The following is an 11,455-nucleotide window of genomic DNA, read 5'->3' as shown; positions in this document are numbered from 1 at the left end:
CGCCCGCTCCGCATCAAGCTTTGCCACGACCCTGCCTCGACTACCGCTCGTCGGGCGCACTGATTGTGACCCAGACGACGTCCTCGAACCCACAGTACGACTTCCGCCGCGGTCACAGGCGGTCATCGGGTCACCGAGGTGGCGAACTCCTGCGCCGCCCGTTCGAGCCCCCCGAGGTCCCGCACCACCCGCACTCGACTGCAGTACTCGGCGTAGGCGGGAAGGTCACAGCTGCCCAGGCCCCACGAGTACCTCGGTTCCGGCGTCAGCCACACCGTCTCGCGTGCCCTGCGCGTGATCTCCTCGAACGCTGCGAGATTGGGGTCGTTCGCGTTGTTGCGACCATCGCCAAGGATGACGACGGTCGTCCGTCGCGTCACCGCTGCGGAGTGCTCGGCGAGGAACTCTCCGAACACGGTGCCGTAGTCGGAGTTCGCATCCACGTCGATCACGTCACCGCCGAAGATCAGCCCGAGCGCACGTTCGCTCGGGTAGTCGCGGAACAACTCACTGGTCTCGGCGATGTCTGCGACGAACGCGAAGGAGCGCACCTGGGTGACGAGGTCCTGCAGGCCGTGCACCAGGTTGAGGGTGAACCGCGACGTGGCCCGCACCGACAGGCTCACGTCGGCGAGCACCACCAGCCGGGGCCGATCCTCGGTCCGCCGTACCGTGACAGGGGCAAACGGTATCCCGTCGAACCTCATGTTGCGGCGCATCGTCGCGCCGGAGTGCACCCGGCCCGCCGAGGCGATGCGGCGGCGGTGGGTCAGGGCGCCGCGCAGGCTGCGGGCGAGCCTGCGCAGGGAATCCTCCAGCTCGGCACGGTCGGCCTCGCGGAGCCGGCCCGACCCGGATAGTTCCGCTTGCCGCTGCTCACGGGTCTCGACGACCGCGTGCTCCAACGCCAGCAATGCCTCCAGATGTCTCTTGAGGGCCTCGGGCAGGTTCTCGAGCACACCGGTCAGCCGTCGGCGCAGTACGGCGGCATCCGATTCGTCGCCGTCCTGTTCGAGCATCTCGTCGAGCCAGCCCAGCAGCATCTCCCGTTCGGCGATGGTGAGGGCGGCGTCGACGCGGGTTCCCGCCGACGACGCGAGGTTGCCCGCCGGGCCCGCGCCGTGGAGCCGGTCGGCGGACAACTCGACGCGGTACGCGTTCTCCTCGATTCCCGCGCCGTCCTTGGACAAGACGATCTGGTCGGTCAACGCCGCCAGGTCGATCTTGTTGGCCTCCTGGTGCAGGTTGTACTGCTGGGCCAGGTCCTCCTGCTTGAAGTAGTCCTTGATGCTGGTGGGCTTGCCGTGCTCGTGACCCTCCTCCGGGGTGTCACTGGGCTCCTCGGACAGCGTGAAGGAGTCGAGTTGGCCGGTGTCCACGAGGTCGTCGTGGGCGTGGCCGTGGCCGGCGTCCGCTCCATCTCCACCGACCCGGATCAGCGAGAAGAACGCGTCGAAGATCTCGTCGAACACCGGCTGGTCCCGCTGATCCTTGACCAGCGACACCCGTAGCGCCGAGTACAGGGTCCCCCGCGATGACAGGACGCCGGGTTGCCCGGCGCACCGCATTGCGTCCAACGCCTCGGGGATCGAGACGCGCAGCCCCGCGAGACGCAGGAGGCGCACGAAACGATGCAGGGTCGCGTCCATGTTCGACGCCTAGAAGGGCTTGCGCCGGCCCAGCGTGGCGGTGCTGCTGGGGGTTCCGTAGTAGCCGTTGGTGAATCGGCCTGGCTTGTCCTTCGCCTGACGCACGGCCTTGCCGTCGGGTTCGGGTTCGGTGTCCTTCGGCACATCGTGGGAGTGTCCATGCGCACCGTGGTCGTGGTCGTGGCCGTGGGCGTGGGCATCATGCAGTGCGGCGGGAATCTTCGCGTTGGGATCGACCAGACGCGGTAGTGCATCGAGCGCCTTGCGCACGTCCTTGTCGTACTTGACGACGACGGACACGGTGTCGGACAACACCTTCGAGGACAACTCGGTGATGCCCAGCACGGCGAGGGTGCGCGCCCAGTCAATGGTCTCCGAGATGCTCGGCGCCTTTCGCAGATCGAGTTCACGCAAGCCGCGCACCACGTCGACGAGGTGAGCGGCTACGGCCTCGGTGAGCCCGGTGTCCTTGGACCGCACGATCTCCAGTTCGCGTTCCGAGGAGGGGTAGTCGAGGAACAGATGCAGGCAGCGGCGCTTCAGCGCGGCGGCCAGATCACGGGTGTTGTTCGACGTCAGAATCACGTACGGCGCGTGTTTGGCCGTGAACGTCCCGATCTCGGGAACCGAAACCTGGTATTCACCAAGCAGTTCCAGTAACACCGCTTCCAAGGATTCGTCCGCGCGGTCGATCTCGTCGATCAGCAGCACCACGGGTTCCTCGGAACGCACGGCCTCCAACAGGGGTCGCGGCGCGAGGAACCGATCGGAGAAGAAGACGCTCTCCTGCTTGCCGATCCGGTCGACGGCTTCATCGAGATCGACGGCGTCGGCCACGATCTGGCCGATCTTCTCCCGCAGTATCTGGGTGTACAACAACTGCTTGCCGTAATCCCACTCGTAGAGCGCCTTGGTTTCGTCCTGACCCTCGTAGCACTGCAATCGGAGGAGCCGACGGCCGGTGGCGGCCGCCAGCGCCTTGGCCAACTCGGTCTTGCCCACCCCCGCGGGCCCCTCGATCAGCAACGGCTTGTCGAGTCGAGTCTGCAGGAAGACCGTCATCGCGAGGTGCTCGTCGGCGATGTACCCTTCGCCGGCGAGCGCCTCTCGCACACTCTCGACGGAGTCCAGCATCACGGAAGGAGGTCGTCGAGGTCGCCATTCATGCAGTGCTCGACGACCGGTCGGACGAGATCGAAGGTGCACTCCTTGGCATTGCCGGGGGTGCACGCGTCACCGAGGACGTGGTTGGTGATGCGGTCGACGTCAGCCTTGTCGCCCTTGATCACCGGCGCGTTCTCGTAGAACTTGGTGGGTCCCTGGCCGAGGCGGTTCTTCGAATAGCTGTCCTGTTTGACGTCGGTGAACTTCTCGATGATGTTGACGTCGCGCAGCAGCCGGATCGCGGCGGCCAGCGCGGCGTCGGCGGCCTGCACGTCGGTCATGCCGTAGGTGTCCACGCCCATCGCCTCGGCGATGTCGGCGAACCGCTTGTACGCCGCCGACATGTTGAACGCCCACACCCGAGGAAGCGCGATCGCGTTGTTCAGCCCGTGGTGGGTGTCATAGAACGCGCTGATCGCGTGCGAGATGGAGTGGATGATGCCGAGGCCACCGGAGTTGAACGCCTGTGCCGCGATGTACTGCGCGTACATCATTCCTTCGCGGCCCTTGAGATCCTGGCCGTTCCACGTGGCCTCGCGAAGGTTCTCGGCAGTCAGCTTGATCGCCCGGATGGCGTTGCCCAGCGACGGCTCGAAGTTCAGCCGCGAGACGTAGGGCTCCGAGGCGTGGGCCAGCACGTCGAAACCGCACTGCGCGGTGTAGTCGACCGGGCAGGAGAAGTACAGCACCGGGTCGTCGATGGCCAGCGTCGCCACCGACGCGTCGTCGAAGGCGACGTACTTGTGCGGGTTGTCGGGATCGGTGGTGGTGTCGGTGATGACGTAGGCCCAGGACGTCTCGGAACCGGTGCCCGCAGTAGTCGAGATGGCAATGTGCGGTGGGTTCTTCGGGTTCTCGGACATGTTGAAGCCCTCGAAGTCGTTGACGTTGCGACCGTCGTGAGCCACCGAGATGCGCGCACCCTTGCAGGCGTCGTGGGTGGAGCCGCCCCCGATGGAGACGAAGCTGTCGCACTCGTTCTCCTGGTACAGCTTCACCGAGTCCATCACGTTGTAGTCCTTGGGATTGGACTCGACCTGGTCGTACACCACGACCTCGAGGCCATGCCACTTCAGGGATTCGGCCATGTTGTGGACGATGTCGGTGCCGCGCAGACCCGAGGACATCAGCAGGGTCCTCTTGAATCCCATCTTGAGGGCTTCGGGCCCGACCATCTCGTGGGCACCGGGACCCATCATGGCGCGGGGGAAGGGGTGAAATTCCTTGATGGGAAACGGCTTGAGTAGGTCTTCGACCTTCATGACGGGATCCTCTCCTGGGTCCGACTCGCAGTGTGTCGGGCACCAAGGTAGGCATGCGACGACGGCGGCCGGAACAGGTTGACCACGAGTCCGAATGCTCGGGCAGCACGAGTCGGGACGACCGGACAGGGTCTACCTACCCGTTCGGGCAGGCCTGGCAGAATTGCCACGCATGGCGGATGTTCTGCGGTTCACCCTTCGTCAGCAGGTTGCGCTATTCGTGAATCGCTATACCTTGATCGGCCGCTCCATCGACGGTGTCGAAGGATCGGTGCTCGCACACGCCCAGCAGAAACGCATGGCGGTCAGGAAGCACGTCACGTTCTACTCCGACGAGACGCGCACCGACCCGCTCTTCGGCTTCGTTGCCCGCCGAGGACTTCAACACGGCGGCGCCTACGACATCACCGACGCCGATGATCAACCGCTCGGAGAATTCCGGAAGGACTACGCGAGGTCGCTCCTACGCTCCACCTGGAACCTCTCGACCCGCGAAGGGCTGACGGCCGTCGGTGAGGAACGCAGCCCCGGTGTCGCCCTTGCCAGGCGGTTCCTCGACAGCAGCGGCGCGGTCGACCCACTGCGCTACCACTTCGACTTCGTCACCGGTGACGGGCAGGTGGTGCTGACCTCCGAGCGCCAACCAACGCTGCGCGACGTCTACGAGATCACCATTCCGGTCCTCTCCGACGGCCGCCAGCTGGACTGGCGAGTGGGCGTGGCCATGGCCGTCGCGCTCGACGCCCTGCAGCGCCGCTGAGAATCAGCCGGTCACGGCACTCATGGCCGCGGCCATCGTCTCGAGCTCCTCGGCCGTGAGGTCGACGTGCGGTGACACGCGCAGCGCAGGCGTGACCATCTCGCCGGGCGCGCGTTCGACGCCCACGGCGGTGGTGACGATGCGGTGCTCGGCGATCAGGCGGGCTCGGACCTCCCGGGGGTCGACGCCGTCCGGAGGGGTCAGGGTGGTGATGGCGCTCGGCTCGTCGGCGTTCTCGACCACCCGCCAGCCCGGTACCTCGGCGAGCGCGGCGCGTACCTGTGTGCCGACCTCGCGGAGCCTGGCCCTGACGCGCTCCGGACCCGCCGCGAGGTGCTCGCCGAGCGCGACCGAAAGACCCACCTGTGCACCGACATTCACCTCGGCATGCGCCATCCGGGCGAGCGTCTCGGCGCTCAGCATTCCGGGTCGCGCAGCGAGCACGCCGAGGCCGCGGGGCCCCGCCGTCCACTTGCGCGACGACGAGTACACCGCGTCCGCGCCGAAGGTGGCACAGTCGACGTGCGTGAGCGCCTGCGCGGCGTCGACGATCACGGCGATCCCGTGGTCGTGGCACGTCTCGGCGATCGCCGAGACCGGCTGGACGGTGCCCCGGTGGCTGCCGAGCGCGGTGAGGTGCACCAACGGCGGAGGGTCGGCCGCCAGCGCGCGGACGGCGGCGTCGGGGTCGAGCCGGCCGGCGCCATCGACGGGGAGCGGTACGACCTCGAATCCGTGGCGGGCCATGGCGGCGAGGTTGGGGCCGTACTCACCTGGCAGACAGGCCAGCCGCCTGGCGCCTTGCCAGTCGCCGAGCAGCAGGTCGAGCGCGTGGCTGGCGCCGGTGGTGAAGATGACGTCGTCGGCGGTGAAACCGGTAAGGGCTGCGACTGCGGCCCGGCCCGCAGCCAGCACGGGGGCGGCGGCTTCGGCGGCCGGGTACCCGCCGACCTCGGCCTCGTGCCTGGCGTGCGCGGAGGTGGCGTCGATGACCGCGAACGACTGCCGCGAGCAGGCTGCGCTATCCAGGTGCACGCCCGCTACGGGCGTGCGTGCCGACCGCCACTCGTCGGCGAGGGTCACTTGACCGCGAGCGACAGTCCGAAGTCGCCGGCGCCGTCGGTCCAGAAGGCGGTCCGGCGCAGGCCCACCGCCGCCAACTCGTCGGCGACTTCCTCGGGCCGGAACTTGCAGGACACCTCGGTGAGCATCTCCTCGCCTGCGGCGAAGTCCACGGTCAGGTCGAGGTCGCCAATCCGTACCTGCTGCGCACTGCTTGCGCGCAGCCACATCTCGATGCGCTGCTCACCGGGATTCCACCGGGCCACGTGGTCGAACGCCTCGAGGTCGAAGTCCGCGGCGAGTTCGCGGTTCACCACCGCGAGCACGTTCTTGTTGAACTTCGCAGTGACCCCGGCGGCGTCGTCGTAGGCACGAACCAACCGATCGACGTCCTTCACGAGGTCGGTGCCGAGCAGCAGCGCATCACCGGGTTGCAAGCTATCCGCCAGTGCGCCGAGGAACGCCGCGCGGGGACCGGTGGTGAGGTTGCCGATCGTCGAGCCGAGGAACACGACCAGGCGTCGGCCGACCAGCGGGATCTTGCCGAGGTGTTCCTCGAAATCCCCACAGACGGCGTCGATCTCGATACCGGGGTACTCGTTGGCGATCGCCTCACCGGCCGACTCGAGGATCGAGGCGTCGACGTCGAAGGGGATGAACCGTCGCAACGTTCCGGCCCCGTGCAGCGCGTCGAGCAGGATGCGGGTCTTCTCCGAGGTGCCACTGCCGAGTTCCACCAGGGTGTCCGCCCCCGATGCTGCGGCGATGTCCACGGCGTTGACGCGAAGGATCTCGGCCTCCGCCCGCGTGGGGTAGTACTCCGGCAACCGCGTGATCTGGTCGAACAGGTCGCTACCCACGGAATCGTAGAACCATTTGGGCGGCAATGACTTCGGCGTAGCGCCGAGCCCCTCCCGAACGTCCCGTCGCAGCGCCCGGGGCGCGGCGTCGGCATCGAGGTGATTGGCGATGGAGACCGTCATGACGAACCTTTCAGTGGAATCAACTCAACCTGCGCGCCGGTGACATCGACCAGATGACGGTCGGGCACGTCCTGCCAGCGGGGGTCGTCATCGTAGGGCTCGCTGGCAAGCACGACACCGTCATCCCTGCGCAGGATCGACAGGGTATCCCCCCATGTGGTGGCAATCAATCGAGACCCGTTGCCCGCCAAGATGTTCAGCCGCGCGTTGGGGTCTGCCTCGCCGACCTCGACCACGGTGTCACCCAGCGCGTCCAGCCCGCGGTCGAAGATGAGCGCCGCCAACACCGCACTGTCGACGACGGATTCCGCGCGCGACGACGGCGGCAGCACCGACCGATCCACGATGCCGTTGTGCGAGAGCAACCAGCGGCCGTCGGTGAACGGGGCGACGGCCGACGGCTCGACCGGCATGCCCACCGACGCCGACCGCACCGCCGCCACCACGCACCCGCTCCTGAGTGCGGGCGCCACCGAGGCGAAGGACGCGTCACCCCACATCGGCGCCGCGCTACGCCAGCGCCGCGGCGTCGACCCGGTGCCTCCCCCCGAGTCGCTGCGCTCCTGCCCCCCGGGATCGAAGAAACCGACTCCCCACCCGTCGGCGTTCACCAGCCCGTTCTTCTGCCGACGGGGCGAATATGATTGCACGACAAGCCCATACGGCTGGTCCAAGACCAGGGACGAGACCGACGTGGGTTCGCCAAGCCAAGCGAGATGACGGCACACCTCAGTGCCCTCTGTTCTTCGCGCGAGCGCTCATCACGCGTCCCACGCCAGTCGCACGCCGGAGAAGATCTGTCGGCGGATCGGATGGTCCCAGTTGCGGAAGCTCGGCCGGATGATGCTGGGGGCGACCGACCACGCACCGCCGCGGAGCACCTTGTAGTCGCCGGCCCCAGAGCCCTCGAAGAAGGGCTCCGAGTACTGCTCGTAGAGCATTGGCGTGAATCCCGGCCAAGGTCGTAGCGGCGAGGTGGTCCATTCCCACACGTCGCCGAGCATGTGCTCCGCACCGTAGGCCGAAGCACCCGCCGGATAGGCCCCGACGGGTGCCGGCCGCAACGCGTCGCCGCCCATGTTCACCAGCGCCGTGGTGGGTTCACTCGTCCCCCAGGGGAATCGACGACGCGCACCCACGTGCGGATCCCACGCACAGGCCTTCTCCCACTCGATCTCCGTCGGCAACCGGGCGCCCGCCCACGTGGCATACGCCTCGGCCTCGAAGAAGCTCACGTGCTGGACGGGCTCGTCGGCGGGGATGTCCTCGACGTACCCGAACCGGTTTCGCGTGGCGTTGGCATCCCAGAACTTCGGCGCCGTCAACCCGGCTTCCTCGCGGTGTGCCCAGCCAGCCGTCGACCACCAACGTGGTTCGCGATAGCCGCCGTCGTCGATGAAGACGCGCCACTCGCCGTTGGTGACGGGGACGCGCCCAATTCGGAAGGCCGGCACGTCGACCACGTGTGCGTCGCGTTCGTTGTCGAGTGACATCGGCTCCTCGGCGGCCGTCACCCCGAGGACGAAGGGGCCGCCCGGCACCGGCACCGACGTGCCCGCCACGTCTCGGCGTCCGGGTGGCAGCGGTGCGCCGCGACCCAGGAGGGGCGGGCCGGTGCGCAGGCTCAGTGCCTGCAGCATCGTCTCGTCGTGCTGGTTCTCGTGGCTGACCACCAGGCCGAAGACGAAGGCCGGATCGACACCGGTGCCGTCGTCGGCGGGCAGGGCGTCGAGCGCGTCGAGCGATTTCGCGCGCACCGTCTCGCAGAACGACCGCGCGTCGGTGGGCGGTAACAACGGCAGCTCGACGCGACTGGACCGCGAATGCTTGAACGCGTCGTAGAGGCTCTCGACGTCCGCTTCGAGCAGGCCAGGACGGCGGGGATCATTACCCCGCAGCAGCCACATCTCCTCCTGCCAGCCGATGTGGGCGAGATCCCACACCAGCGGGCTCATCAGGGGGTCGTACTGGCGCAGCAGCTCGGCATCATCGATCTCGACCAACCGCAGGGTGCGTTCGCGCGCCAGGGTGAGGTCCCTGGCCAGCGTCTCTCGACTTGTCACGCCGTCGGGCCCGCCAATCGAGTCACGGCGGCTCGGACGCCGCCGCCGACCACGAGGTCGGCGAAGTCGTCGGCCGAACTCCTGCCTCGCTGCACCTGACGCATCAACCGCTGCATCGCCCCGTCCAATTCCGTCGGGGCCCGTTCGGCAGCGGCGTGCACGCACCGCGTGGCCGCCGCCCGGAGGCGTTGGTCGCCGAGACCGACCCGCGCCGCGAGATCCCATTCCGTGGCGACCGGCTCGGTGGCCTCAGCGGCCACCTCGGCGGCCGAGGGATCGTCGAGCAGGGTGGCCAGCGTGTAGACCACGGCGGGCCAGACGTCGTCCGGCGTGCTGTCGAGGTAGCGGATCTCGAGGAATCCGCGGGGTCGCACCGGCGGGAACAGCGTCGTCAGGTGGTATTCGAGGTCGGCGACCGTGGGGCGGCGACCACCGAGCAGGGCGCGACCGTCGGCCCAGTCGGCGAATGGAACCACCTCGGTCATCGGGACGGTCTCGGGCCCCTGCACCAGCATCACCGGCGCCTTCAGCGCGTAGCTCACCCAGTCGTCGGCGGGATCACCACCGCTGGCGCCCAGCACGGGACCACAACGGGCAGAGTCCAATTGGCTCCACACCCGCTGCCTGGTACTGCGCCAGCCGGAGAATTCGGCTCCCAGCAGCGGCGAGTTCGCGGAGATGGCGATCATCGTCGGCCCGAGCGCGTGGGCGAGCCGGACGCGGTCCGCCCAGTCGGCGCGGGGGCCCGCCTCGACGTTCACCTGGACCGACGCGGTCGACGTCATCATCGCGGCCCCGGCGTCGGTGGTCCCGCTGGCTGCGAAGAACCGTTCCATGGCGCGGTAGCGGTCGCCGGGGTTCACCCGCGCGGGCGGCCGGAGCGGGTCGGCTCCCAGCAGCACCAGGCCGAGACCGTGCTGCGCGAAGGCCTCCCTGAGCATCGCCCGGTCGGCCTGCATGGCGGTAATGGCGTGCGGAGCCGACGGTGCGGGCAGGCCCGACAGTTCCACGGCACCGCCCGGCTCGACGGTGATGGGACTACCGCTCGGCAACGCCGGAACCTGGGCGATCACGTCGGTCAGCTCCACCCAGGAGGGACGGCGCAGCGGATCGACGAGATCGAAGCAGTGGGCTTCGATCTCCAGTCCCACCTGGCCGACGGGGCCGTCCTTCAGACAATCCCCACCGATGCGGGTGGCGGCATCGTCGGCGTTCACGAGCTCGGCCGCCGTCGAATCGCCGGGCCGGGCACTGCATCGGTCTGCGATGGTGGTCACGTCGACCGTCCCCTCCGAATCACCATGCGGGTACTTGGCATGGTCCGTCTTCGATGAACGTCTCCATCTTCTCCAGAGATACCGACAAACTCGCCCGACTTTCCGCCGAGAGGCCGCGCAGCAGCCGTGACCGCTACTGGCCCAGCGTGTTCTGCATCGCTCCGGCCAGCACGTTCACCGCTGGGCCGCCGTTCCCCGGCTGGCAGACTTTCGCTTGCAGCAGAACGTTCTCGCGCAGCCTGGTCTGAGTGAAGCATCGACGGTCTGTACCCGCTTCCTGCTTCACCCACGCTGCGTCGTTGCCAGTGGGCCCGCCACCGGAGAACGACCACACCTGGGTGGTGAGGTCCTCCAGATGCATGGCGGTGGTCTGCCCGGCGCACCCCGCGGTCCGATCCGTGACCCGATGGAAGGCCCGGGTCGCCGCGTCGTTGGTCGCGAACACGCCGACCGCCTGTTTGACCAGGTTGGTGTCATCGTTGGCCGCGCGCTGGGCCACCGCGCCGCTGAACGAGGCCAGGTCAGGATCGAGGTAGACCTCGGGCAACCCGATGTCCGCCCAGTTGTTGCATACCGGCAGGTCGACGAAGAAACCCTGCAACGGCGCGGTGAACGTCGACTCCCACGTCATCGGCGCGCCGACGACGTTGCCCACCGAACCCTTGCCGAGGACGGCGTAGGACACGACACCCGGGTCGGACGGACGCGCATCGGCGACGGGCGCGACCGCGACCCCGGCCACGACGGTCGCCAGCACTCCGGCCGCCACCGCGCCTGCCGCGCTCTGCATGGGCTAGACGACCTTGGCCGACAGCTTGACGTCGATGTTGCCGCGGGTGGCCTTGGAGTACGGGCACACGCCGTGGGCCTTCTCCATCAGGTCGTCGGCGGCGCCCTGCTCGAGGCCGGGCAGATAGCCGATGAGGTGTGCGGTCAGGCCGAAGCCGCCCTCGGAGTCCTTGCCGAAACCGATCTGGGCCGTGATGCCGCTGGCGTCGTCGATGGCGATCTTCTCGTTCTTCGCGACCAGTCGGAGCGCGCCCAGGAAGCACGCGGAGTAGCCGGCGGAGAACAGCAGCTCGGGGTTGACGCCCTCGCCGCTGCCACCCATCTCCTTGGGCGGCCGGGTGTCGAGGTCGATCTGGCCGTCGGCGGACGTCACGTGGCCGTCGCGGCCGCCGCCGGTGGACGTGGATTCTGCGGTGTACACGACTTCGATGCTCATCCGACCGATC

Annotated in this window: 11 protein-coding genes; 1 reads left to right on the top strand and 10 read right to left on the bottom strand. The window is 68.2% G+C overall.

The window, feature by feature from the left end; all coding sequences use genetic code 11:
* Nucleotides 1-122: 122 nt before the first annotated feature.
* The 3 genes from QUE68_RS02410 to mdo are packed head-to-tail and all read right to left on the bottom strand — an operon-like array spanning nucleotide 123 to nucleotide 4,075.
* Nucleotides 123-1,649, bottom strand: coding sequence for a VWA domain-containing protein (locus QUE68_RS02410; RefSeq protein WP_284232366.1), 1,527 nt, complete (start codon nucleotides 1,647-1,649; stop codon nucleotides 123-125).
* 9 nt (nucleotides 1,650-1,658) lie between these two features.
* Nucleotides 1,659-2,783, bottom strand: coding sequence for an AAA family ATPase (locus QUE68_RS02405; protein WP_284224340.1), 1,125 nt, complete (start codon nucleotides 2,781-2,783; stop codon nucleotides 1,659-1,661).
* A complete protein-coding gene (gene mdo, locus QUE68_RS02400) occupies nucleotides 2,783-4,075 on the bottom strand; it encodes an NDMA-dependent methanol dehydrogenase (protein WP_284224339.1) in 1,293 nt (430 codons plus the stop codon). The genes QUE68_RS02405 and mdo overlap by 1 nt, the downstream gene beginning before the upstream one ends.
* Nucleotides 4,076-4,247: 172 nt before the next feature.
* Here mdo and QUE68_RS02395 point away from each other — a divergent pair, with 172 nt between their 5' ends.
* A complete protein-coding gene (locus QUE68_RS02395; protein ID WP_286275104.1) occupies nucleotides 4,248-4,835 on the top strand; it encodes an LURP-one-related/scramblase family protein in 588 nt (195 codons plus the stop codon).
* Between the two features lie 3 nt (nucleotides 4,836-4,838).
* On the opposite strand, the gene egtE is transcribed toward QUE68_RS02395, so the two are convergent.
* The 7 genes from egtE to QUE68_RS02360 all read right to left on the bottom strand — a co-directional run bounded on the left by egtE (nucleotide 4,839) and on the right by QUE68_RS02360 (nucleotide 11,445).
* Entirely contained in the window at nucleotides 4,839-5,918 is a 1,080-nt protein-coding gene (gene egtE / locus QUE68_RS02390) for an ergothioneine biosynthesis PLP-dependent enzyme EgtE (protein ID WP_286275103.1), read from the bottom strand.
* Nucleotides 5,915-6,880, bottom strand: a complete 966-nt coding sequence (gene egtD, locus QUE68_RS02385; protein WP_286275102.1) for an L-histidine N(alpha)-methyltransferase — start codon at nucleotides 6,878-6,880, stop codon at nucleotides 5,915-5,917. Before egtD ends, egtE begins: the two co-directional genes overlap by 4 nt.
* The gene (egtC, locus tag QUE68_RS02380; RefSeq protein WP_286275101.1) at nucleotides 6,877-7,608 is read right to left on the bottom strand and encodes an ergothioneine biosynthesis protein EgtC; all 732 of its coding nucleotides are present in this window, start codon (nucleotides 7,606-7,608) and stop codon (nucleotides 6,877-6,879) included. Before egtC ends, egtD begins: the two co-directional genes overlap by 4 nt.
* Before the next feature lie 33 nt (nucleotides 7,609-7,641).
* Entirely contained in the window at nucleotides 7,642-8,943 is a 1,302-nt protein-coding gene (gene egtB, locus QUE68_RS02375; protein WP_286275100.1) for an ergothioneine biosynthesis protein EgtB, read from the bottom strand.
* Nucleotides 8,940-10,211 carry an ergothioneine biosynthesis glutamate--cysteine ligase EgtA gene (gene egtA / locus QUE68_RS02370; protein WP_286275723.1) on the bottom strand — a complete coding sequence of 424 codons (1,272 nt, stop codon included), beginning with the start codon at nucleotides 10,209-10,211 and terminating at the stop codon, nucleotides 8,940-8,942. Before egtA ends, egtB begins: the two co-directional genes overlap by 4 nt.
* A gap of 142 nt (nucleotides 10,212-10,353) precedes the next feature.
* Nucleotides 10,354-11,010: a sensor domain-containing protein gene (locus QUE68_RS02365; RefSeq protein WP_286275099.1), complete on the bottom strand. Its 657-nt coding sequence runs from the start codon at nucleotides 11,008-11,010 to the stop codon at nucleotides 10,354-10,356.
* Nucleotides 11,011-11,013: 3 nt separating this feature from the next.
* A complete protein-coding gene (locus QUE68_RS02360; protein WP_284224332.1) occupies nucleotides 11,014-11,445 on the bottom strand; it encodes an organic hydroperoxide resistance protein in 432 nt (143 codons plus the stop codon).
* Between the last annotated feature and the right edge of the window lie 10 nt (nucleotides 11,446-11,455).

Source organism: Mycolicibacterium sp. TUM20985, from assembly GCF_030295745.1.
Lineage (GTDB): Bacteria > Actinomycetota > Actinomycetes > Mycobacteriales > Mycobacteriaceae > Mycobacterium.
The sequence above is the reverse complement of the archived record's forward strand: the minus strand, read 5'-3'. Positions and strand labels throughout refer to the sequence as shown.